A 22,823-nucleotide genomic window follows, 5' to 3' on the forward strand; every position below is an offset into this window, starting at 1 on the left:
CCATAGGGGACCGCTCACGGACGGTCGTCGCCACGTCTTCCGGTTCGACACCGTCGCATCTTGACGCGCCGGGCGCCCTTGCTGGATCTTGTGTAGTTCTGGTTGAACATGGAGGTTCAGCATGCCGAGCCTGCGTGCTCTGGTGACAGTCATGTTCGTTCTAGGAGCTTCCGCGGTGGCCGTGAGTCCGAGCGCCACCGCCGAGGCGCCTCCCGGCGACCTCTACTCCACCTACCTGGAGAACCCCGGGATGGTCGCGGAGGGCCAGAAGCCCCCGCACGCCTACCTGCGCCCGTACGCCGACGTCGACTCGGCCGTTCGCCGCGACGAGCGCACCCCGTACACGCGGTCGTTGGACGGCGAGTGGCGGATCGCGATGGCCAAGCGGCCGGAGGAGGTGCCGGCGGGCTTCCACGCCGACGGCTACGACACGTCGACGTGGCGCGCGGTTACGGTGCCGCACACGTGGCAGACCGACGGGCTCGACCACCCGATCTTCCGCAACATCGCCACCGAGATCCAACCGGACGACCCGCCCCGGGTGCCGCGTGACGTCAACCCCACCGGGGCGTACGCGCGGGACTTCGACGTGCCCGCCGACTGGACGGCGGGCCGCACCACGTTCCTGCGCTTCGAAGGCGTCACGTCCGGTTACTTCGTCTGGGTCAACGGCGTCTACGTGGGCTACGACCAGGGCGGCTACACGCCGGCGGAGTTCGACGTCTCGGCGGCGCTGCGGCCGGGCCGCAACCGCGTGGCGGTGCAGGTGCACCGGTGGAGCACGGGCGCGTACCTGGAGGACGTCGACCAGTGGCGCTACTCGGGCATCTTCCGCTCGGTCCGGCTGCACTCGACGCCCGCGACCCACATCGGCGACGTGACGCTGCGGACCGACCTCGACGCCACCTACACCGACGCGACGCTGTCCGCCGCCGTCGAAGTGGGTCACCAGTCCGGCGGGTCGACCGGCCCGCACCGCGTCACGGCGAGCCTGCGCGACGCCCGCGGCGTGGAGGTCGGCCAGGTCACCGGGGAGGTCGAGGTGACCGGTCAGGGCCGGCAGGTCGGGCTGAGCCTGCCGGTGCGCGACCCGGCGAAGTGGACCGACGAGACGCCGAACCTCCACACCGTCGTGTTCACGCTGACCGGACCGGACGGCCGCACCACCCACATCACCAGCGAGACCACCGGCTTCCGCGAGATCGAGATCCGCGACAAGCAGTTGCTCGTCAACGGCGAGCGCACGCTGTTCAAGGGCGTGAACCGGGCCGAGACCGACCCCGACCACGGCAGGCACGTCCCACGGGCGGCGCAGGAACGCGACGTCGCCCTGATGGAGCAGCTCAACGTCAACGCGGTGCGCACCTCGCACTACCCGTCCGACCCCTACTTCTACGAGCTGGCGGACGAGCACGGCCTCTGGATCGCCGACGAGGTGGACATCGAGACCCACAACCACGAGAACTGCGACAACTGGTGCCAGGCCGACCAGCCCGAGTGGCGGGCCGCGTTCCTGGACCGCTTCACGGCGATGGTCGAGCGGGACAAGAACCACCCCAGCGTGTTCATGTGGGACACCGGCAACGAAGCCGGCCTGGGCGCGCACCACTACGCGATGGCGGAGTGGCTGGACGCCAACGAGCCCACCCGGCCGAAGTACCACCAGTCCAACAACCCCGACGGCGACGCGCCGTTCGCCGACGTCTGGGGTCCGCGCTACCCGTCGCCGGAGCGGTTCGAGCAGCAGGCGAAGAGCACGACCAAGCCGTTGATCTTCGGCGAGTACGCGCACGCGATGGGCAACAGCCTCGGCAACTTCCGCGAGTTCTGGGACACCATCCGGGCCAACCCCGCCACCCAGGGCGGCTTCATCTGGGACTGGGCCGAAAGCAGCATCCGGCAGAAGGTCCGCATCCTGCCCGACTCGTCCGGCAACGACATCTCCGCGCACCTGTCCGGCGCCCCGGAACTGGTCGACGGCCACCGCGGCAAGGCGCTGTTCCTGTCCGGTCTCGACGACTTCGTCGAGGTCTACCGCGACCGCGAGCTCGACATCACGGGCACGGCGCTGACCCTGGACGCGTGGGTCAAGCCCGCGAAGTGGAGCGGCGACTTCCGCATCGTCGGCAAGGGCGACCACCAGTACGCCATGAAGATGAAGACCGAGAACACGCTGGAGTTCTTCATCCACAGCGGCACCTGGCAGGCGGTGCAGGCGACCGTGCCGAGCGACTTCTACGGCACCTGGCACCGGGTCAGCGGCACGTACGACGGCACGGCGCTGCGGCTCTACATCGACGGGCGCGAGGTCGCGAGCAAGCCGTTCACCGGCGCGATCGACCCGTCGTCGGCCGAGGTGAACATCGGGCGCGACTTCGAGACCTCGTGGAACGACCCGGCCCGGGTCGGGCGGATGGCGCACGGCGCGGTGGACGACGTCCGGATCTACGACCGCCCGCTCACCCCGGCCGAGCTGACCGCGGCCGAACCCGTCGGCGGCGCGGTGCTGGCCCTGGACTTCGACCGGGTCGAGGAACGCGGCACGCACCTGTCCTACGGTTCGAGCCTGTCCGGCCTCGACGGCCTGGTCAGTCCCGATCGCCATGCACAACCCGAGACCACCCAGATGGCGTGGGCACACCAGCCGCTGCGGTTCGGCTACGCCGACGGCGTGCTGTCCGTGCGCAACGAACGGCAGTTCAGCGGCACGGACGGGCTGGAGCTGCGGTGGCGCGTCGGCGAAGGTTCCCGGGTCGTGACGCGGGGCCGGCAGCCGCTGCGGGTGGCCGCCGACTCGACCGGCACGATCCCGCTACCACCGCCCGCGAACCCGGCCGACCGCGAGCGGTTCCTGACCGTGGAGGCCGTCACCACGGCGGCCGGACCGACGATCCCCGCCGGTCACGTCGTGGCGCACGACCAGTTCCCCCTCGGCGGCACGACCGTGCCCGGCCTGGAGCCCGCACCCGGGGGCGGTAGCGCCACCATCACCGCCGACACCGCGGGCACCGTGACGGCGGCCGCCCGGGGTGTCAGCTACACCGTGGACAAGAAGACCGGCACGTTGTCGTCGGTCGAGGTCCGGGACCGGGAGCTGCTCGCGGGCGGGCCGAAGTTGGACGCGTGGCGCGCGCCGATCAGCAACGAGACGTTCAAGTGGGGTCGCGCGGAGGGGGAGGACTGGCGCGCGGTCGGCCTCGACCGGCTCGCCACCACCGTCACCGACGTCCGGGTCGAACCGGCCGAGACCGGCGTGCGCGTGGTCGTGGACAGCCGGGTGGCCGCCCCGGACGTCGCCGGCGCGTGGTTCGACCAGACCATGACCTACACCGTCGAACACGGCGGGGTGCTCAGGCTCGGCCACGAGGTCACGCCGCAGGGGGCGATGCGCACCCTGCCGTACCTCCCGCGCGTCGGCGTCTCGCTCGCCGTGCCGGACGACTACGACCGGTTCGCCTGGTACGGCAGGCAGGCGGAGAGCTACGTCGACCGCGAGGACGGCACCCCGATCGGCGTCCACTCGTCCACTGTGGATGAGCAGTACGTCGACTACCACCGGCCGCAGGACCACGGGAACCACACCGACACGCGCTGGGCGCTGCTCACCGACGGCCGCACGGGCGGCCTGCTGGTGGCCGGGGCGAACGACGTCAGCGTGACGCCGTACGACGACCTGGACCGGGCCGCCTACCCGTTCCAGCTCCAGCGCAACAAGGGGTGGGTGACGCTGCACGCGAGCCACGCCGTGACCGGTGTCGGCGACACCCCGAACCCGGTCCGCACCCGCAGCCGGGTGCGGCCGGACAGCACCTACGAGTACGTGCTGACCCTGCGCCCGCTGACCACCCAGGAGGCACGCGCGGGGCTGCCCTCGGGCGCGTGACCGACGGCCGGGTTCGCCGCACCCCCGAACCGGCGAACCCGGCCACCGCGCCGTCACGCCGCGGCGTCCAGGCGCTGCCGCTGGTCGGCGGTCAGCTCCAAAGACACGCCCGCGATCGCGTCGTCCAACTGCTCGACCGCGCTCACGCCGACGATCGGCGTGACGTCGAGGTCGCCGCCGGTGAGCCAGGCGAGCACGACCCGGTTGCGGTTCGCGCCGGTCTCGGCGGCGACCTCGTCGAGCACGGCCAGGCGGTTCGTGGTGCCGGCGTGGTCGTACTCGGCGGGCAGCGGCTTGTCGGCACGCGTGTAGCGCCCGCTGAGCAGCGGTGTGTACGCCCACAGCGCCATGTCCGGGTGGTGCTCCAGGTAGTGGACCACCTCGTCGGTGACCGCGCCGAACCGGTGCACGACGGTCGGGCGGGTACCGGGGCGCGGTAGCAGGTACGTGTGGTGCTGCTGCACGGCCGTGAAGCCGGTCCGGCCCTGGTCCCGCGCGATCCGCCGCGCCCGTTCCACCTGCCACACGGGGTAGTTGGAGCCGCCGAGCCGGCCGACCGCGCCCGCGGCCACCAGCTCGTCGAACGCGGCGACGGTCTCCTCCAGCGGCGTCACCGGGTCGGGCTTGTGCGCCCAGTACAGCTCGACGTGGTCGGTGCCGAGCCGCCGCAGGCTGCCCTCGATCCCGTTCTTGACCACCCCGGCGGACAGCCCCTCCGCCGTCTCCGGGAACCGCCCGGCCTCGGTCGGCTCGCAGCCCACCTTCGTGCTGATCCGCACCCGGTCGCGCACGCCCGGCCGGCTCGCCAGCCAGCGGCCCAGCAACTCCTCGCTCTGCCCGCCGAACCCGCTCGGGTCCTCCCAGAACGAGTAGCAGTTCGCGGTGTCGATCCAGACGCCACCGGCGTCCACGAAGCGGTCCAGCAGCTCGAACGACCGGCGCTCGTCGGTGACCGTGCCGAACAGCATCGCGCCCAGGGCCAACTTGTCCATCATGACCACCACCGTAGGTCGATTCGGCCCGGCGGTACTGTCCAATCCCGTGGTGATTCCCCAGACCAATTTCGCGTGGGCGACGCTGGTGGAGGTCGACGGGCCGGGACGCCTGCACGACCGCCTGGCCCGCGCCCTGCGCACCGCGATCCGGGACGGGCGGCTGGCCGAGGGCGACGCCGTGCCGCCGAGCCGGGCGCTGGCCGAGGAGCTGGGCTGCTCCCGCTGGGTCGTGACGGAGGCGTACGGGCAGCTCGTCGCGGAGGGCTACCTGGCCGCGCGGGTCGGTTCGGCCACCCGGGTCTCGTGGTCGCCGGAGGCGGCACCGCCGAAGCCGCGCACCCGCCGTGCGCCGACCCGGCCCGCGATCCGGTACGACCTCGCGCCCGGCCTGCCGGACCTGCGCGCGTTCCCGCGCCGGCGGTGGGCCGACGCGGTCCGGTCGGTCATCGGCTCGGCCGTCCACTACGACCTCGACATCCCCGACCCGGCCGGGCACGCGGTGCTGCGCGGCACCCTCGCCGGGTACCTCCGGCGGTCACGCGGCGCGGACGCCGACGTCACGTCCGTGTTCGTGTGCGCCGGCGTCACCGACGGCCTCGTCCGCACGTGCCGCGCACTGCGCGCGGAAGGGATCGCGGACCTCGCCGTGGAGCACCCCGGCTGGCCGCGGCTGCGTGACGCCGCGACGAGCGCCGGCCTGCGCGTCCACCCCGTCCCGGTGGACGACGACGGCCTGCGCGTGGACGACCTGACCCGGACGCCGGCGCGGGCGGTCGTCGTCGGCGCGGCGCACCAGTTCCCGACCGGCACGGTGCTGTCCCCGGCGCGCCGGGCCGGGCTGGTGCGCTGGGCCCGCGAGGTCGACGGGTTCGTCATCGAGGACGACTACGACGCCGAGTTCCGCTACGACCACCACCCGGTCGCGGTCATGCAGGGCATGGACCCGGGCCGGGTCGTCCTGCTCGGCACGGTCAGCAAGACCCTCTCCCCGGCCCTCGGCCTGGGCTGGCTGGTCGCGCCGGCCGGCGTCACCCCGGCGCTGCGGGCCGCGAACCCGGTGGCCGCCGCACCGCCGGTGCTGGACCAGCTCGCGCTGGCCGCGTTCATCGACCGCGGCTGGTACGACGCCCACCTGCGCGCGGGCCGACGCCGCTTCCGCGCCCGCCGCGACCTGCTGCTCACCACCCTGGCCGCCGAGCTGCCGCGGGCACGGGTCTCCGGCACCGCCGCAGGCCTGCACGTCCTGCTGCACCTGCCCGACGACACCGACACCGGGGCCACCGTGCGCGCCGCGGCCTCCGCCGGCCTGCGCCTGGCGGACCTCGACGACTACCGGGCGAAGGGCTCACCGGACCGCGCCCTCGTCCTCGGGTACGGCAACATCGGCGACACCGAGATCCCCGCCGCCGTGGCACTCCTGCGCGCGGCCCTGACCCGCTGATCATCACCGTGCGTACCCGATGAGTGCGAAACGGTGACGTTACGCTGCGGTCGGGAGGTGGTGCGGGGTGCGGATGCCGTTCCGCGTGCACTCGTCGGTCCGGGCGGAGGTCGAACGCCGGTGGGCGCGCGTGCGGGCGTCGATGCTGCTGGGCTTCCTCGGCCCGCCCGCGGTGAGCCTGGTCGTGGCTCTGGTCGCACGGTGGTCGGGCGTGGCCGTGCTCGGGTGGGTCCTGCTCGCCGTCGGCGTCACCGTGCCGGTGTGGTTCCTGGTGGCACGGGTCTACGTGCGCCGGCCCGGGTGGTGGGCCGGGCTGATCGCCTACGCCGGCGCGGCGCAGGCACTCGGCGTCGGCATCCTCACCCGGCACGCCCTGCTGGGCCTGCCGACCGTGCTCGCCGCGGCGGTCGCGGCGGTGCTGGTGACCCGGGCGAGGGCGGTGCTGGTGGACGTGGCCGGCGGCGCGGTCGCCGGGACCACGCTCGGCGTGCGCAGCGCGTCGCGGCAGGTGCGCAACCCCACCGGGCACCCCGTGCTCGCCCACGCCAACTTCGACGGTGAGGTGCTGCGCTGGCACGTGGCCACGGGACCGTCCACCCCGGACGTCTCCGGCGGCGAGCTGCCGCTGCGCGCGATCACCGACGTGCGGGTGGCGGACACGCCGGCCGCGCCGGGCGGCGAGGTGGTCGTGGTCCGCACCGCCGACGCGGAGGTGGAGCTGGTCGTCGGCCGCCCGCACGACTTCGCCGCCCTGCTCGACCGCCGCCTGCGCCTGCTCCGCGACGACGACTGGTCGTAACGGCCGCTGTTGTTACTCGTTGGTTGAACGGAGTCCGACGACGGAAGGGACAGCGGCCATGGCGACCGAACGGTTGCGGCTGGAGGACGGCACGGAGCTGAACGTGGCACGCGGCGGCCCGCCCGACGCCGAGGTGACCGTGGTGCTCGCCCACGGCTACGCGCTCGACCACCGCAGCTGGCACCGGGTGGTGGCCGCGCTGCCGGCGGACGTGCAGGTGATCGCCTACGACCACCGGGGCCACGGCACGTCCTCACCGGCCGACAAGGAGACCGCGACCATCGAGCAGCTCGGCGACGACCTCGGCGAGCTGATCGAACGGCTCGCGCCCGGGGGACGGGTCGTCGTCGCCGGGCACTCGATGGGCGGCATGGCGGCGATGGCGATGGCCGAGCGCCGTCCCCGCCTGTACCGCCAACGGGTGGCGGGCGTGGTGTTCGTGTCGACCGCCGCGACGGACCTGGCGGAGACGTCGTTGGCGTGGCCCAAGGCGTTGGGCAAGCTGGTGCGGGAGCTGGAACGCGCGTTCGGGCCCCTGGTGCGGGCGGTGCGGGAGAAGATCGAGCCCGCGAAGACCGCCGGGTTGCGCTGGTGGCTGTTCGGCGACGAGCCGCGCGCGGAGGACGTGAACCTCACCGCGGACATGGTGTGGTCGCACTGGCCGGAGACGATCGCCCTGTTCCGGCCCGCGGTCGACCGGTACGACCGGGAGGCGGCGCTGACCGTCGCGGGGGAGCGGCCGGTGATCGCGGTGGTCGGGGACGAGGACCGCCTGGTGCCCGAGTCGAACGCCAAGGCACTGGCCGCCGCGGTCGGTGGCGAGTCCGTGGTGGTGGAGGACGCGGGCCACATGCTGCCGCTGGAGGCCCCCGCCGAGGTCGCGGCCCGGATCATGGAACTGGTGGCCTGAACCGCGCGCACCCGGCAGCCGGGGGCGGCCGCCGGGTGCGCGTGGTCCACACCGGACCGCTACCGCCCGATCAGGACGGTGGCGTGCTCCGGTAGCTTTCGGTGTAGTAGTCGCCGAGTCGTTGCCGGTACTCGTCGGCGTCGAACGTGTCGGCGTCGTACTCCGGGGCCTGCCGCACCTGGTCCTTGGTGCGGTCGACGTGGACCTTCTTCGCGTCGTGGTCGACCCGCGCGACCGCGCCGACCGGCAGCACGACCTTCCGGTGCGACGACCACGTGCCCGCGTCGACGAGCAGGCAGTCGGCGGGCACCCGGGCGTTGGACTGGTCGATCTCGCCGATCGTGCCGTCGAGCGCCTCGACCTCGTACCCGAGCAGGCCGATGTCCGGTCGGTCGTGCCGCTCGGGGGACCGGGTGGCCTCACCGGCCTCGGGGGAGTCGGTGTCGCGCCCGTCGAGCAGCTCGTCGACGTTGCGCCACACCCACGGCGCGAAGGGGATGGGGAGCGGGTGCATCTCGGCCTCCTTGGTCGGATGGTCGAGCGAGGAGTACCCGATCGAGTGGCGGCCGACTCCTCCGTGTTCACGATAACGTCAGTGATGACCGAAGCTCACGCCCGGTGAGCGCTTCCGTCCCTCGGATCAGTGATGTCCCCTACCCGATCAGGGAGGGTCGTCGATCCGCCCGCCTGCGTGCGAAACGGCGGTGTAGAAGGGGATTGGGCCGGTTCCGCTCGGGACCGGACGGCGCTCCACTGGGGAAGGTGGTCGCGAAGATGGGCAGCACGCACGACCGACGTGGCGGCAACGGTCATGACGGGATGTCGGCGGAGCAGGCGGCGCTGTTCCTGACCGGTGGTCCGGCGGGCCGGGAGCTGCGCGAGAGCAGCCACGAGGCCGGCGGGCCGCGGGAGGGCCTGACCACGTCCGCGCCGGTGCTCGAGCTGCACGTGTGCATGGGGCTGAACGCCTGCAAGGGCCATGACGAGTCCGGTCAGGCGAAGCTGCCCGGCACGGGCACCTGTGCCACCGCGTTGCACGTCTGCCACGGCGACAACCAGTGCCGGGGCCAGGGTGGGTGCGGGTACGCGGGCAGCGAGGTCGAGCAGACCAAGCCGGGCGAGCAGTCGTGCAGCGCCAACGGCAGTTGCGCGAGCCCGATCAACGAGTGCCGGGTGGCGTCGGCGGGTCCGTTCAAGGGCACCAGCGTGTGGAAGCTGGCGCGCACGCGGTTCGAGGCGCGGATGTGGGACGCCGGCGTCGCGTTCGACCCGGCGCCCGGTGCCGGCTACCCGAACGACAAGGTGCCCGCCTACGAGACGGATCGCGCGCAGCTCTTCGCCTCCCTGACCGCGACGCCGATCGCGACGGAGACGGCGAAGACGGTGCGGACCGAGGAGCCCGCGAAGGCGGCGAAGAGCGGGAAGACCGGCGGAACCCGGAAGGCGGGCGGACCGCCGCAAGCCGGGGGGAGCGGCGAGCTGCCGCGTTACGTGGGCCGCACCTGATGCCGGCGCCGGTCCGGCTCGGCCTGCCGGAGCTGGGCTTCGGCGTCGGCCTGCGGTCGCGGCACGCCGCCGACGTGCTGCGCGGGCCGTCCGGAGTGGACTGGTTCGAGGTCATCACGGAGAACGTCCTGGACAACGGCGGGTACGCGCGGTACCTGCTCGACCAGGTCGCCGAGCGGTTCCCCGTGGTGCTGCACGGCGTGTCGCTGTCGATCGGGAGCACGGATCCGCTCGACCTGGACTACGTGCGCCGGGTGGGGCGGTTGGCGAGCGGTGTGGGTGCGGCGTGGGTGTCGGACCACCTGTGCTGGACCGGTGTGCTCGGGCTGAACACGCACGACCTGCTGCCGCTGCCGCTGACCGAGGAGTCGTTGCGCCACGTGGTGCGGCGGGTCCGGGTCGTGCAGGACGTCCTGGAGCGCCCGCTGGTCCTGGAGAACCCGAGCACCTACCTGGGTTTCGCGGAGTCGACGGTGTCGGAGTGCGAGTTCCTGGCCCGGTTGGCGGAGGAGTCGGGGTGCGGGTTGCTGCTGGACGTGAACAACGTCCACGTGTCGGCCGTCAACCACGAGTTCGACCCGTACGACTACGTGCGGGCGCTGCCGGCCGACCGGGTCGTGTACCTGCACCTGGCGGGGCACACCGACCGCGGCACGCACCTGATCGACACGCACGACCGGCCGGTGGCGGATCCGGTGTGGGACTTGTACGAGTTCACGACGGGGTTGCTGCCGTCGGTGACGGCGCTGCTGGAGTGGGACGACCGGGTGCCGGCGTTCGAGGTCCTGACGGCCGAGTTGGCCAAGGCGCGGGAGCGGGCGGCTCGTGGCGGCTGAGCGGCTGCGCCTGCTGCAGGGCTGGTTGCAGGGCGCGATCCTGGACCCGGCGGGTGCCGGTGGGGTGGCGGACGTGGTGGTGGGGACGGCCCGGTTGTCGGCGGCGCGGCGGCTGGCGATCTACCAGCACGGGTACCGCTCGCGGTTGGTCGACTGCCTGAGCGCGCACTACCCGGTCGCCCGGCACCTGCTGGGCGGTGAGTTGTTCGAGGGGTTCGCGCGGGAGTACCTGTCTTCGCGGCCTTCGCGCGGTCACACGTTGGAGGCGCTCGGGGCGGGGTTCGCCGAGCACTTGGCCGCGGGCCGTCCGGATGTGGTCGAGGGGGAGCGGGAGCCCTGGATCGACCTGTTGGTGGACGTGGTCCGGTTCGAGCGGGCGTTCACGGAGGCGCACGCGGCGGCGGGTGCGGAGTTCCGCGGGCCGTCGCCGGCCGTGCCGGGGCCGGGTGAGCGGGGGTGGGCCGACACGGTCGTGTCCACTGTGGAGTGCCTGCGGCTGGTGCGGGCGGGTTTCCCGGTGCACGTGCTCGCGGTCGCGGTGAGGGCGGGCCAGGACCCGCCGTTGCCGGCTCCGGCCGAGGTCCGCTTGGTGGTGGCGCGCACCGACTTCGTGGTGACCGTGGCGGAGTTCGACGAGCCGCGCTTCCGGCTGCTGGCGGCGTTGCGGGCGGGCACGCCGGTGGGTCGGGCCGGTCGTGGCGCGGGGTTGGACCCCGGGCGGACCGACGCGTGCGTGCGCGCCTGGACGGCCGAAGGACTGATCGTCGGAATCAACGGAAGGACGTCGCACCGATGACCACCACTCACGCGGTGCCCACGGGGTACCGGCCGCCGAAGGCGGGCAAGCCGATCGACTCGGTCGATGACCTGTTCTCGCACCTCTACGACGCGGCGCGGCTGGAGATGTCGACGATCCCGCTGTACCTGTACGCCGCGTACTCGATCAAGACGGACAACGTGTCGCAGTGGTCGGCGGGTCCGGGTGCGTTCCGGTTGATCAAGAGCATCGTGATCGAGGAGATGCTGCACCTGTCGTTGGTGCGCAACCTGATCGTGGCGATCGGGCGCGGTGACCACATCAGGTTCCGGCACGAGGAGTTCGTGCCGACGTTCCCCTCGCCGATGCTGCACCGGGTGCCGCTGCTGGAGCTGAAGCTGGCGCCGTTGACCACGGACCTGGTGGCGGACGTGTTCATGCCGTTGGAGCTGCCGGCGAAGGTGGGTGCGCCGCCGGAGTCGGGCGAGTACCAGACGATCGGCCAGTTCTACAAGGCGATCTTCGACGGGTTCCAGCGGTTGTGCGGTGTGGACCCGTCGGTGGCCAGGCGGGCGGGGTCGCCGGGGGAGCGGGAGCGGGAGCTGTTCAAGCACAACCGACTGGACTTGCAGTACACGAACACCTATTGGAACGAGGGCGGTGGTGGTGCGCCGATCATCGTGCACGACCTGCACTCGGCGCTGACCGCGATCAACGTGATCGTGGAGCAGGGCGAGGGCATGGACCCGGATCAGCAGGAGGTGCCGATCGACCCGGCGAACCCGGCGCAGGACCTGGCGACGGGGCTGTTCGAGGCTCCGCACTACGTGAAGTTCAAGCGCATCGCGGACGGGTGGGAGCTGATCGGCGACGTCCACCCGGTGCCGGAGAACCCGCGCGTGGCCGAGTACCCGGAGGGGCCGGTTCGGGACCTGGGGCGGTTGGGGTGTGCCGCTTACACGTACGTGCTGGCCTTGCTGGACGAGCTGTACAACACCTCGGGCAGCGACGTGAAGCCGGGTGCGACCAGCCCGCGTTACGGGTTGGAGCGGGTGTTCATCGCGGCGATGCAGGGTCTGCTGTTCGGGGTGATCAAGGAGTTGGTCCGCACGCCGATCACCGAGGGTCCTTACCGCGGGTTGCAGGCCGCGCCGACGTTCGAGTACTACGAGTTCCCGGAGGGGGTGTCGATGACCCGGCACCTGAAGGAGTTGTGCGAGCGGGTGCTGCCGCACTTCCCGGCGCTGGGCGGGGACAACGGCGTGCTGTGGCTGATCAGCGACCAGATGCCGCCGGACCTCGGGGTGCGCCGGTAGCGGTTCGCCGGACCGCGTCGGCCGGGGTGGTCGACGCGGTCCGCGGCGGCGTCACCTCGGCTGCACCCTGGTGAGGACGTTGGACGTGGGGTGCGGGAAGGTGTAGGTGACGTCGCCGAGGAGGATCTCGAGCACGATCCGCTGCGTGTAGGCGAGGATGTCGTAGTTGTTGCCGCCGTCGAGGGACATGAGCCAGTAGTCGGCGCCGTAGCCGACGATGGCCGCCCTGCGCTTCTCGAAGGGGATGTTCATCACCGCGCCGCCGTTGCCGGTGTCGACCTGGCAGTGGATGTGGTTGGTGATGCCGTGGCCCGCGGCGACGAGGTCGAGGATGGCGGCTTGCAGGGGCAGGGTGATGTGCTCGGTCAGGGCGGGTTGGGGGTTCTGGTAGTTGTCCGGTGTGGTGAGGGTGTCGCCGTACGGGGAGGTGTCGAGGCCTGCGGGGGTCGGCAGGGGCGGGGCCGCGTCGGGGATCAGCGGTGCGAAGAGGCCGTCCTCGCAGCTGCCGAGGGCCAGGACGGAGACGCCGTGCGGCACGGAGATCTGCTTGCAGGCGGTCTGGGTCGGTGGTTGTGGTTCGGGGTCACCGGGTTCAAGGGCGGGGTTGTCGGTCGGGTAGGGGTAGGGGCCGATCTGCTGCTTCTCGGTTTGGAGGTGGAGCCAGGCGCCGTTCTCCTCGTGGACGATGGTGCCGATGCCGGGGCCTTCGGCGAAGCGGATCTGCTGGTCGTAGAAGACGACGTAGGGCGACTGCTGGTAGGTGCCGCCCCGGTTGGGTGCCTCGACGGGGCTCGCGATGTCGGCCATGCCCTTGAACTGGATGGTCTCGTAGTAGGTGAAGTTCTTGAGGATGTAGCCGAGGTTCTTGCCGTTCTGGGGTGATTGCTGGGGCAGGGGCATGACGTTGTAGGAGTACGGGCTGTCCGGGCCGCCCTTGCCGGTGCCGGGCAGGTCTTGGTTCGTCCACGTGCCGATCAGCAGTTGCTGGAAGCGTGACAGGTCCGCGATTTGTGCCTTGAGTGGCATCAGGCGCTCCAGGTGTGTTCGCCGTCCCCCTGTGAGGCATGGTCGGCCGTGGCCGTCACGCGGTTCAAGAAAACCTCGGGGGCGTCACCCGTCGCGGCACGTCCGTCACACGATCGAGGACGGGCGTGGTGGCGGTGCGCTAGGTGGTCCAGCGCCAGACGGACGGGGGCCGCCCGCCCTTGGGCAGGGCGGCGGCGTGCTGCGCGGTGCGGTGCAGGCCGGGCAGGCGTTCCATCGTGCGGCCGAGGTTGGCCGGGTAGGGGCGGTCGCCGGTGAGGGACTCGGTGACGTCGAGGGCTTGCGCGGTGGTGAACTCGCGGCCCAGCAGGCCGGCGGTGAACGCGGTGTCGCGCCAGAGGTGGTCGGCCAGGAGCGGGCGGCAGTCGTGGACGATGCGGTCGTGGTCGAACGCCAGGGGCGGGACGTCGGCCAGCGGTGTCCAGGTGGGGCCGCCGTCGGTCAGCTCGGCGGGGTCGATGGTGGCCCACAGGGCGATCGAGAGGGTGGGGCCGCGCGGGTCGCGGGACGGTTCGTCGAACGTGGTGAGCTGGCCGGAGGCGGAGATGGCCGCCTCCGGCACGCCGAGCTTGCCGGTGACCGCGCGGCGGGCCGCGTCACGCAGCCGTTCGCCCTTGCCCAGCAGGACGCCGGGCAGGGCGAGTTCGCCCGCGAACGGGTCGAGCGCGCGGGGCGCGATGCCGAGGAGCACGGCGCGTCGGGTCGGGTCGAAGCGCAACGCCAGCACGTCCACCGACACCGGGGTCGACTCGATCATGGTGTGATTCTCCCGCACTCAGCGCCGCGCCGGTGCGCGCACCGCGTAGTCGGTCCGGTCGGGTCCGGCGCCGGTGACCAGGACCGGCACGTCCAGGTGCGTTTCGAGCCAGGTCACCGGGTCGGGCAGGTCGACGAGGGTGGGTGCGCGGTGGGTGAGGAACGCGGTCAGGTCGGTGGCGGGCAGGGGCGCGTCGTACCGGGTGGCCACTTGGAGGTCGTGGGCGTCGAGGTGGGTGACGGCGAGGGCGTCCACGCCGCCGCAGGCGTCGATCGCGTAGCGCAGCAGCACGGCGTCGAGGTGGCCGGCCCGCCACGCGCCTTGGTACCGGCCGGTGTCGTTGTGGCGTTCGGGGAACCGGGCGAGGACTTCGCGGTCCTCGGTGGGGAAGGGGCCCGCGCCGTGGCGGGTCTGGTAGGTCCGGGTCACGCCGACGACGGTGGCGGGGCGGTGGCCGAGCAGGTCGCGGGCGTTGTCGGGGGTGACCGTGGACCAGGTGGTGTGGGGGTGGAAGCCGCGCCACTGGTCGAGCAGCACGCCCTGCGCGCCTTCGAACACGAGCCGTCCCCGGTCGGCCAGGCGGCCCACCTCGTCGCCGGTCGTGATGCGGACCGCGCCGGCGAAGTCGCGGTAGAGCGACACGAGGTCGTCCACCGACGGGCCGTCGCCGATCAGCGGCTCGTAGAACCGGGCGAGGGCGTCGAGCTTGGCGCGCAGCACGGCGGGGTGCGCGCAGTCGCCGACCGTCGGTGGTGCGCCGGGTGCGCCGAGGACGACCTGGTCCTCCACGACGTCGCCGGGTGCCGCGCCGCGGTCGGCGAGCAGCCCGTACCAGGTGGTCTCGCCGATGCCCTTGCCGCACGAGCCGTGCCGGGCGTGCCCGCGGGCGTCTTCGCGGGCCCGGTTGGCGGCGACGTGGATCGGGGTGGTGAGCAGGGCGTCGGCGTCGACGGTCAGCAGGCGCAGCGGGTCGGGGACGCCGAGTTGCGCCAGCTCGCGCGACTCGCCGGCCAGGGCGATCGGTTCGACCAGGACGTGCCGGGAGAGGTGGGTCGGCACGCCCGCGAGCGTGCCGGACCCGAACTGGCTGAACGTGTGGTGCCGGTCGCCGACGACGACGTTGTGCGCGGCTTGCGCGCCGCCGTTGAACCGGACCACCGACGTGACCGGGCCGTCGTGGCACAGCGCGTCGACCACCGCTCCCTTGCCCTCGTCGCCGAACCCGAGGCCGACGACGATGATGTGCCCGTCCATCACGTCAGCGTGACGTCGTCGGGCCCGTCGAGGCGCGGGGGAGCGGTCGTGGTGGCGACGGTCGTGCCGCCGACGTGGACCAGCGCCTTGCCGACGGCCGCGCTCTCGGCGACCGACCCGACCTCGGCCAGGTCGACCAACGCCTGGTCGAGGTCCACGACGCGTTCCTCCACGCCGATCGTGGCGGCGATCAGCTCGCACACCGCGCCGGGGTCGTCGAGCTTGAGGAAGCGCTGGCCGAGCAGGTCGCGCCAGTGGTCGGCGATGTCCTGGTCGTGGTAGTACGACGACTGGTCGGGCAGCACGAAGTAGACGTGCCACTTGCGGCTGAGCTCGCGGTAGACCGAGGCGGGGTCGATGTCCTGCTTGACGTCGTCGCCGATGATCCGGCGGATGTGCCGGGCTTCCAGGCGGGGCTTGTTGAGCTCGTCGCCGATGAGGAACAGGTAGCCCTTGCGGCCCCGCTTCTGCCAGGCGTCGGTGACGACGTGCCGGGCGACGAAGTAGGCGGCGAGTTCGTAGGACTCGCTCTTCTGGCCGCCGCCGTTGCCCTCCAGGAAGATCGTGCGCAGCTGCTCGTCCATGCGGTTGTCCGACTCGAACTGGCCGACCTGCAGCGGCACGCGGTCGCTGTCGGCGTCGCCGATGCCGCCGAACATCAGCTGCGGGTCGGCGAGGTAGCCCTTGCGCTGGAGCAGGCCGTGCAGCTTGCCGAGCTTGCGCTGCATGATCTGCGGCACGCGGCCCATCGAGCCGGTGACGTCGAACAGCACCGCGATGGGCGTCGAGTCGGCGTGGTCGGGTGAGTCGCGGCACTCGCGCGCCACGACGCCCTTCGGGTCCAGCGACGGGTCGGCCTTCCACTCCTTCGACGGGCGCGACCGCAGCGCGGCGGTGTAGCCGAAGTCGTCGATGCCCTTGGCCGCGCGGAAGGTCTTGGCCGCCGCGTAGGCGTTGTCGTCCCACTTGCCGTGTCCCATGGTCAGGCTCCTGTCCTGGTGAGGGTGAACGGGCGGAAGGTCCGTTCGCCGTAGAGGTCGTCGAGCAGGTCGTCGTACTCGGTGAGCAGGTCGACGGCGTCCGGCCGTCGGGCCGGGTCGTCCTGCGCGCAGCCGCGGGCGAACCGGAGCTGCGCGGTCTCGGTGTCCGCCAGGAGGTCGCGCATGAGCGTGTGCGCCATGTGGACGTCGGTGGCGGGGGTGACCGGTCGTCCGTCGTGGACTTCCGGCGGGTAGGCGGTGGTCCGGTCGGTGGCCAGGGGCCGTTCGCCCGCGTTCACGGCGAACGTCCAGCCGGCCAGCACGACGCCGTGCTGCTCGGGGTGGATCAGCACGTTGTCCGCGGTGATCGCGCCGTGCACCAGGCCGATCCGGTGCGCGCCCGCGACCGCCCGCAGCAGCCGGCGGTGCATCCAGGCGTAGTCTCGGCCGTCCAGGCCGCGCGGGAACGCCCGCCGCACGTCGGCGAGGGTGACGAACCCGTCCACGAGCGGTGCGAGGACGGTGAACGCGCGGGAGCCGCGGGCCACGTCGCCGGAGGTGTCGACCAGCCGGGGGTAGTAGGGGCGCAGCCAGCGGTGCTCGTCGGTGAAGCGGGCGAGGCGGCGCAGGGCGTCCCACTCGGCGTGCAGCAGCGGGTTGAGCGCGGGGTTGCGCACGACCTTGACCACGTGCGGGCCGTCGGTGCGGTAGACGTTGGCGACGCTGCCGACGGCGTGCCGTTCGGCGACCCGGTAGGTGGCGCGGTCGGTGCGCAGGTCGACCGGTGCCGCGTGCAGCCACTCGTGGTGCAGCCGGGTCAGGTCCGCCGACGCGGCGTGGGCCCTGGTGTCGTGCGGGCCGACCCGGTCGGGGTGCAGGACGGCGGCGAGCTTCAGGTAGAGCCGCTGTGCCTCCTTCCGCCGGTCCGGGTCGGGGTCGACCGGGCCGAACAGGTCGGCCGCCGAGCCCGCCCGTTCGACCATGTCGAGCGCTTCGTCCCTGGTGAACATAGTTTGAGTCTATACGACTCAAACTCGCGGTCGAGTGGAATGGCGGTGTGTCGCCGGTCACGTGGCGTGCGGTGGATCTCGGGGCTATGGTGGTCGGCGATGTTGTACTTCCTGTGATCATCGGTCCCGCGTTCGCGTCGAGCACCGCTCCGCGAGCGCAGTTCTCCCTTCCTCCGCACCGATGACTCGGCGTGCCCCGCCGGGAACAGGAGTCTGCCTTGCGCACCGCGCAACTAGCCCTGCACGACGTCACCAAGCGCTACCACGACCGCGTCGTGCTCGACGCGGTCTCGTTGACCGTCAAACCCGGCGAGAAGGTCGGCGTGATCGGCGACAACGGCTCCGGCAAGTCCACGCTGCTCGCGATCGTCGCGGGCCGGGTCGCACCCGACCACGGCGAGGTCACCGTGGTCGCGCCCGGCGGCATCGGGTACCTGGCCCAGTCCGTCGACCTGCCGCCGCACGCCACCGTCGCCGACGTCGTCGACCTCGCGCTGGCCGACCTGCGCGACCTGGAGACCCGGATGCGCCGGGCCGAGGCCGACCTGGCCGGCCCGCGCGCCGACCCGGAGCACTACGCGTCGCTGGTCGAGCTGTTCGAGGCCAGGGGCGGGTACGAGGCCGACACCAGGGTCGAGGTGGCCCTGCACGGCCTCGGGCTGCCCGGGTTGGACCGGCGGCGCGCGCTGGGCACCTTGTCCGGCGGCGAGCTGTCCCGGCTCGCGCTCGCCGCGACCCTCGCGTCCTCGCCGGAACTGCTGCTGCTCGACGAGCCGACCAACGACCTGGACGACCAGGCCGTGACGTGGCTGGAGCAGCACCTGGCCCGGCACACCGGGACGGTCGTCGCGATCACCCACGACCGCGAGTTCCTGGACCGGGTCACCTCCACCATCGTCGAGGTCGAGGCGGGCCGCGCGGCCCGGTTCGGCGACGGCTACGACGGCTACCTCGTGGCCAAGGCCGCCCACCGGGCCCGACGCCTGCGCGAGCACCGGGAGTGGCGGACCGAACTGACCCGCCAGGACCGGCTGCTGTCCACGGCGACGCGGCAGCTCGGCGAGATCCCGCGCAAGCTGCCGCTGGCCGTGTTCGCCGCCGGGCCGTTCCGCGCCAGGGGTCGTGGGCACGGCGCGATGAGCCGCATCCGTAACGCCAAGGAACGCCGGGCGCGGCTGACCGCCAACCCGGTCGCGCCGCCGCCGCAGCCGCTGCGGTTCTCCACCCGGATCCCCGGTGGCGGCGGTGACGCCCGGTGGGCGGCCGAGCTGTCGGACGTGCGGGTCGGCGACCGGCTGCGGGTGCTGCGCCTGACCGTGCGGCCGGGGGAGCGGCTGCTGGTGACCGGGCCCAACGGCGCGGGCAAGACCACGCTGCTCAAGGTGCTCGGCGGCGAACTGCGCCCCGACGCCGGCGTGGTCGACGTGCCGGGCCGGGTCGGGCACCTGCGGCAGGAGGAACCGCCGTGGCGGCCGGAGCTGACCGTGCTCCAGGCGTTCGCCGAGGGCCTGCCGGGTCACCCCGACGAGCACGTGGACGTGCTGCTCGCGCTGGGCCTGTTCGACCGGCGCGACCTGCGCACGCGCATCGGGGAGCTGTCCTACGGGCAGCGGCGGCGCGCCGAGCTGGCCCGCCTGGTCACCCGACCGGTCGACCTGCTGCTGCTCGACGAACCGACCAACCACCTGTCACCGGGCCTGGTCGAGGACCTGGAGCAGGCGTTGGCCGACTACCCGGGCGCACTGGTCGTCGTCACCCACGACCGGCGCACCCGCGCCGAGTTCCGCGGCACGCACCTGCACATGGAGGACGGCGAGGTGACGTGAGCCGGGGCGCGGCGGCGGCCGACCGGTGCAGGTCGGTCGCCGCCGCGAACGGCCGCCACGCGACCGCGAACCGGCACGGCGCGGTGACGCCGCACCGGGGCCCGAGCCGGCACGCCCCGCGCGGCCGCCGGGTCGTCGGTCAGCGAGGCAGGCGGCAGGGGGACCGACGGCCATCGTCATGCCGTCACCGAGGTCGGGCACGGCCGAGGCGGACCGCAGCCCGGTCGGGCCCGGTCCAGCCGACGCACCACGCCGGTCGACGCCGGCGAGCCCACCCGCCCGAAGCGCGCCGATTCCCCCGCGGTGCGCCGAGGGCGGGGCGATCACGCGGTGGACAGACCGCCCCGCCGGCACGCATGATCCGGTGGATCGCGCACTACTGGGGGGAACCGCGATGGCTTCGCCGCTGGACAACCCGACCTGGACGTCGTTGACCGGACCGCACGCCCGCTTCGCCCAACGGCACGGGCGGGTGCTGCGCTACCAGCCGGACGTGGCGACGTTCGTGGCGCTGCCCGACCGGCCCGACGACAGCACGTGGTCCGACCTCGCCGCGCTCGCCGGACCGGGCACCACCGTGCCGATCACCACCCCGCACCCGCCACCCGCCGACTGGGAGGTCGTCGAGCGGTTCGACGTGGTGCAGCTCGTGGACGCCGGCGTGCGCTCCGCCGACGAGCCCGAGGCGGTCCGGCTCGGGCCCGCCGACGTGCCGGAGATGCTCGACCTGGTCGAACGCACCCGACCCGGGCCGTTCCTGCCCCGGACCGTCGAACTGGGCACCTACCTCGGCCTGCGCCGCGACGGCGCGCTCATCGCGATGGCGGGCGAACGCCTCCACCCGCCGGGCTGGACCGAGATCAGCGCCGTGTGCACCGATCCCGCCCACCAGGGCCGAGGCCTGGGCACCCGGCTGGTGCGGGCCGTGACCGCGGGCATCCGGGCACGCGGCGAGCAGGCGTTCATGCACGCCGCCGCGAGCAACACCACCGCGATCCGGCTCTACGAGTCGTTGGGCTTCCGGCTGCGCATGGAACTGGTCATCGCGCTGCTGCGCGTGCCCGCCGACACCGCGGCGGCCGTGCGCGCCTGACCCCCGTCACCGGCCGGGCAGACCGGCCACGAACCGGGCCACCAGCTCGGCCGCGATGTCGCGCGCCTTCACGTTGCGGCGCTGCGACATCGCGGTGATCCGCCGGAACGCGGTGTCGGCGTCACAGCGGTGCAACGCCATCAGGATGCCGACGGCCTGGCTGGTCGTGCTGCGGCTGGCCAACGCCTCCCGCAACGTGCTCGCCTCGCGCTCACCCTCCGCCAGCAGTGCCTCGCGGAAGCTCGACAGCTCCAGGTGCACCCGCGCGCGGGCGATCAGCTCGGCCGGGTGGAACGGCTTGACCACGTAGTCGTCCGCGCCGTTGCGCAGCCCTTCGATCGCCGACTCCGTGCCCGCCCGCGCCGTCAGCAGCACCACCGGCACGCGCGCCAGCACCGGATCGGACCGCAGCTCGCCCAGCAGCGCCAGACCGTCGCGGCCGGGCAGCATCACGTCGCTGAGCACCAGGTCCGGCCGGACCGCGCGGGCGTGCTCCAGCGCGGCCTCCGCGTCGCCGACGCCGTCGACCTGCCAGCGCTGCGCCGACAGCAGCCGCGTCAGGTAGTCGCGCATGTCGGCGTTGTCCTCGACCAGCAGGACCCGCCGCCGCGCGCTGCCCGCCACCGGTTCGGCCGCCGCCGGCGGCGCCCACTGCCGGGTCTCGCCCAAAAAGCTCGCACCGAGGTCGTCCACCGTCATCCGCCGGGCCGCCGCCTCGGCCCCCGACTTCGGCACCGTGACGGTGAACGTGCTGCCCCGCCCCGGCGTGCTGCGCACCGACACCGTGCCGCCCAACGCCGCCGCCAGGTCCGCCACCAGCGACAGGCCGATGCCCGCGCCCTCGCGGCTGCGGCCGGTGACGCCGTCGACCTGGTGGAACCGCTGGAAAACCCGGCCCTGCTCGGCCTCCGGGATGCCCACTCCCGTGTCGGCCACGGTGAGCACGCAGCTGTCGCCCGTGATCCGCACGGTGACCGCCACCGTGCCCTCGGGCGTGAACTTCACCGCGTTGGACAGCAGGTTCAGCACGATCCGCGCCCACATCTCCTGGTCCAGCCACACCGTCCCGCCCGCCACGTCGACCACCAGCTCCAGGCCGAACGCCTCGGCCGTGGCGCGGAACATCGCCGCGCAGTCCGCGGTCAACGCGGCCACGTCCGTCGGCTCCAGCCGCAAGTGCAGGTGGTCGGCCTCGGCACGGGCCACGTCCAGCAGCGTGTCGACCAGCCGGCGCAGCCGCAGCGCCGCGCGGTGCGCCGCCGACACCGCCTCCCGCTGGTCCGCGGGCAGCACCTCCGCGTAATCCTCCAGCAACGTGCTCAACGGCGCGAGCAGCAACGTCAACGGGGTGCGGAACTCGTGGCTGATGTTCTGGAAGAACCGCGTCTTCGCCGCGTCCAGCTCCGCCAACGCCGTGGCACGCGCCCGCTCGGCCTCGTAGGCGACCGTGTCGTCCACCGCCGTCGCCACGCCCGCCGTCACCAGGTCCACGAACGACGCGTACAACTGGTCGAAGCGGCGGAACGGGCTCAACCCCACCACCAACGCGCCGTGCGTGCCCCGCGCGCCCGCCGCCAACGGCAGCACCAGCGTCTCGTCCCGCCCGAGCATCTCCGCCCGCCCGGTCGCCGACACCCGGTCCACCACCGCCGCGGGCGTGTCCGCGCCCGAACCCGTGGACGCCACGAGCACCGGCCCCTCCTCACCCGTGCGCAGGTAGGCCGCGACCCGCGGCAGGTCCGCCGCACTGCCCGCCAACACCTTCACCGCCGCACGGCACGCGTCCGCGGCCGTGTCCGCCTCGGCGATCGACAGCGTGCCCAGTTGGCGCAACGTCTCCAACCGGCGCTCACCCAGCACCCGCGCGGTCACGTCGGTGGTCGCGACGAAGATCCCCGCCACCGCACCGTCCTCGGCCAGCACCGGGCTGTAGGAGAACGTCCAGTAGGTCTCCTCGTGGTAGCCGTGCCGGTGCAGGAACAGCAGCTGGTTCTCCGAGTACGTCGACACGCCCTCGTCCATCGCCTGCCGGGCCAGCGGCTCCAGCTCGTCCCACACCTCGGCCCAGCACTCCGCACCGGGCTGGCCGATCGCGCGCGGGTACTTGCCGCCCAGCACGGGCGTGTAGGCGTGGTTGAAGATCTGCACCAACCGCGGGCCCCACCACAGCAACATCGGCACCCGCGACGGCATCACCGTGCGGATCGCCGCCCGCAACTCGACCGGCCACGACTCCACCGGCCCGAGCGGCGTGGACGCCCAGTCGTGCGCGCGGTGCGCCGCGCTGGTCGCGTCGTCACCGGGGAACAACCGCCGCGCCGACCACCCGACCACGTCCGAACGCCTCCCCCTGTTCCAGGCGGGAGTCGTCCACACACCGGACAGGCCCCGCGCGTGCCAACGACCTGAGCGGCTG

General features: G+C 72.9%; 18 protein-coding genes. 10 read left to right on the forward strand and 8 right to left on the reverse strand.

Going from position 1 to position 22,823, the window contains the following annotated elements:
- The first annotated feature begins 175 nt into the window (after positions 1-175).
- Complete coding sequence (locus tag FHX81_RS00225; RefSeq protein ID WP_246107536.1) at positions 176-3,883, forward strand: glycoside hydrolase family 2 TIM barrel-domain containing protein; 3,708 nt, start codon at positions 176-178, stop codon at positions 3,881-3,883.
- A gap of 53 nt (positions 3,884-3,936) precedes the next feature.
- On the opposite strand, the gene FHX81_RS00230 is transcribed toward FHX81_RS00225, so the two are convergent.
- Complete coding sequence (locus FHX81_RS00230; RefSeq protein ID WP_170231865.1) at positions 3,937-4,878, reverse strand: aldo/keto reductase; 942 nt, start codon at positions 4,876-4,878, stop codon at positions 3,937-3,939.
- A gap of 46 nt (positions 4,879-4,924) precedes the next feature.
- On the opposite strand from FHX81_RS00230, the gene pdxR reads away from it, so the two are divergent.
- From pdxR to FHX81_RS00245, 3 genes are all read left to right on the forward strand, one after another.
- Positions 4,925-6,319, forward strand: coding sequence for a MocR-like pyridoxine biosynthesis transcription factor PdxR (pdxR, locus tag FHX81_RS00235; RefSeq protein WP_246107537.1), 1,395 nt, complete (start codon positions 4,925-4,927; stop codon positions 6,317-6,319).
- A 67-nt stretch (positions 6,320-6,386) separates the two neighbouring features.
- Entirely contained in the window at positions 6,387-7,118 is a 732-nt protein-coding gene (locus tag FHX81_RS40190) for a hypothetical protein (protein ID WP_170231866.1), read from the forward strand.
- A gap of 58 nt (positions 7,119-7,176) precedes the next feature.
- Entirely contained in the window at positions 7,177-8,028 is an 852-nt protein-coding gene (locus FHX81_RS00245; protein ID WP_141974642.1) for an alpha/beta fold hydrolase, read from the forward strand.
- Between the two features lie 70 nt (positions 8,029-8,098).
- Here FHX81_RS00245 and FHX81_RS00250 read toward each other — a convergent pair whose 3' ends face one another.
- A complete protein-coding gene (locus tag FHX81_RS00250; protein WP_141974643.1) occupies positions 8,099-8,542 on the reverse strand; it encodes a PRC-barrel domain containing protein in 444 nt (147 codons plus the stop codon).
- Between the two features lie 260 nt (positions 8,543-8,802).
- Between FHX81_RS00250 and FHX81_RS00255 the strand changes: the two genes are divergently transcribed.
- Genes FHX81_RS00255 through FHX81_RS00270 form a run of 4 tightly spaced genes read left to right on the forward strand, consistent with a single transcriptional unit; the run spans position 8,803 to position 12,443 of the window.
- Positions 8,803-9,534, forward strand: coding sequence for a hypothetical protein (locus tag FHX81_RS00255; protein WP_141974644.1), 732 nt, complete (start codon positions 8,803-8,805; stop codon positions 9,532-9,534).
- On the forward strand, positions 9,534-10,370 hold the full coding sequence (gene bufB, locus FHX81_RS00260; protein ID WP_141974645.1) for an MNIO family bufferin maturase: 837 nt from the start codon (positions 9,534-9,536) through the stop codon (positions 10,368-10,370). Before FHX81_RS00255 ends, bufB begins: the two co-directional genes overlap by 1 nt.
- Entirely contained in the window at positions 10,360-11,166 is an 807-nt protein-coding gene (locus FHX81_RS00265) for an HvfC/BufC N-terminal domain-containing protein (protein WP_141974646.1), read from the forward strand. Before bufB ends, FHX81_RS00265 begins: the two co-directional genes overlap by 11 nt.
- Entirely contained in the window at positions 11,163-12,443 is a 1,281-nt protein-coding gene (locus tag FHX81_RS00270) for a ferritin-like domain-containing protein (protein ID WP_141974647.1), read from the forward strand. Before FHX81_RS00265 ends, FHX81_RS00270 begins: the two co-directional genes overlap by 4 nt.
- A gap of 51 nt (positions 12,444-12,494) precedes the next feature.
- Here the strand turns inward: FHX81_RS00270 and FHX81_RS00275 are convergent, their stop codons facing one another.
- From FHX81_RS00275 to FHX81_RS00295, 5 genes are all read right to left on the reverse strand, one after another.
- Complete coding sequence (locus FHX81_RS00275) at positions 12,495-13,469, reverse strand: heme-binding protein (RefSeq protein ID WP_141974648.1); 975 nt, start codon at positions 13,467-13,469, stop codon at positions 12,495-12,497.
- A 139-nt stretch (positions 13,470-13,608) separates the two neighbouring features.
- The gene (locus tag FHX81_RS00280; RefSeq protein WP_141974649.1) at positions 13,609-14,244 is read right to left on the reverse strand and encodes an NUDIX hydrolase; all 636 of its coding nucleotides are present in this window, start codon (positions 14,242-14,244) and stop codon (positions 13,609-13,611) included.
- Positions 14,245-14,262: 18 nt separating this feature from the next.
- Positions 14,263-15,498, reverse strand: a complete 1,236-nt coding sequence (locus FHX81_RS00285; RefSeq protein WP_141974650.1) for an adenylosuccinate synthetase — start codon at positions 15,496-15,498, stop codon at positions 14,263-14,265.
- Positions 15,498-16,478, reverse strand: coding sequence for a hypothetical protein (locus tag FHX81_RS00290; RefSeq protein WP_141974651.1), 981 nt, complete (start codon positions 16,476-16,478; stop codon positions 15,498-15,500). Before FHX81_RS00290 ends, FHX81_RS00285 begins: the two co-directional genes overlap by 1 nt.
- Before the next feature lie 2 nt (positions 16,479-16,480).
- On the reverse strand, positions 16,481-17,488 hold the full coding sequence (locus tag FHX81_RS00295) for a protein kinase family protein (protein ID WP_141974652.1): 1,008 nt from the start codon (positions 17,486-17,488) through the stop codon (positions 16,481-16,483).
- Positions 17,489-17,706: 218 nt separating this feature from the next.
- Here FHX81_RS00295 and FHX81_RS00300 point away from each other — a divergent pair, with 218 nt between their 5' ends.
- Together FHX81_RS00300 and FHX81_RS00305 are read left to right on the forward strand one after the other, a co-directional pair.
- Entirely contained in the window at positions 17,707-19,314 is a 1,608-nt protein-coding gene (locus tag FHX81_RS00300; RefSeq protein ID WP_141974653.1) for a TlrC/CarA/OleB/SrmB family ABC-F type ribosomal protection protein, read from the forward strand.
- A 394-nt stretch (positions 19,315-19,708) separates the two neighbouring features.
- Entirely contained in the window at positions 19,709-20,407 is a 699-nt protein-coding gene (locus FHX81_RS00305; protein ID WP_141974654.1) for a GNAT family N-acetyltransferase, read from the forward strand.
- A 6-nt stretch (positions 20,408-20,413) separates the two neighbouring features.
- Here the strand turns inward: FHX81_RS00305 and FHX81_RS00310 are convergent, their stop codons facing one another.
- Positions 20,414-22,741: an ATP-binding protein gene (locus FHX81_RS00310; RefSeq protein WP_211363335.1), complete on the reverse strand. Its 2,328-nt coding sequence runs from the start codon at positions 22,739-22,741 to the stop codon at positions 20,414-20,416.
- Positions 22,742-22,823: the final 82 nt, after the last annotated feature.

Source organism: Saccharothrix saharensis, assembly GCF_006716745.1.
GTDB classification, from domain to species: Bacteria; Actinomycetota; Actinomycetes; order Mycobacteriales; family Pseudonocardiaceae; genus Actinosynnema; species Actinosynnema saharense.

Bases quoted from the DNA above. Each gene is read 5' to 3' on its own strand.
- FHX81_RS00230 (WP_170231865.1), bottom strand. From the start codon at position 4,878: ATGATGGACAAGTTGGCCCTGGGCGCGATGCTGTTCGGCACGGTCACC.
- FHX81_RS00245 (WP_141974642.1), top strand. From the start codon at position 7,177: ATGGCGACCGAACGGTTGCGGCTGGAGGACGGCACGGAGCTGAACGTG.
- FHX81_RS00250 (WP_141974643.1), bottom strand. From the start codon at position 8,542: ATGCACCCGCTCCCCATCCCCTTCGCGCCGTGGGTGTGGCGCAACGTC.
- FHX81_RS00255 (WP_141974644.1), top strand. From the start codon at position 8,803: ATGGGCAGCACGCACGACCGACGTGGCGGCAACGGTCATGACGGGATG.
- bufB (WP_141974645.1), top strand. From the start codon at position 9,534: ATGCCGGCGCCGGTCCGGCTCGGCCTGCCGGAGCTGGGCTTCGGCGTC.
- FHX81_RS00270 (WP_141974647.1), top strand. From the start codon at position 11,163: ATGACCACCACTCACGCGGTGCCCACGGGGTACCGGCCGCCGAAGGCG.
- FHX81_RS00275 (WP_141974648.1), bottom strand. From the start codon at position 13,469: ATGCCACTCAAGGCACAAATCGCGGACCTGTCACGCTTCCAGCAACTG.
- FHX81_RS00280 (WP_141974649.1), bottom strand. From the start codon at position 14,244: ATGATCGAGTCGACCCCGGTGTCGGTGGACGTGCTGGCGTTGCGCTTC.
- FHX81_RS00285 (WP_141974650.1), bottom strand. From the start codon at position 15,498: ATGGACGGGCACATCATCGTCGTCGGCCTCGGGTTCGGCGACGAGGGC.
- FHX81_RS00290 (WP_141974651.1), bottom strand. From the start codon at position 16,478: ATGGGACACGGCAAGTGGGACGACAACGCCTACGCGGCGGCCAAGACC.
- FHX81_RS00295 (WP_141974652.1), bottom strand. From the start codon at position 17,488: ATGTTCACCAGGGACGAAGCGCTCGACATGGTCGAACGGGCGGGCTCG.
- FHX81_RS00305 (WP_141974654.1), top strand. From the start codon at position 19,709: ATGGCTTCGCCGCTGGACAACCCGACCTGGACGTCGTTGACCGGACCG.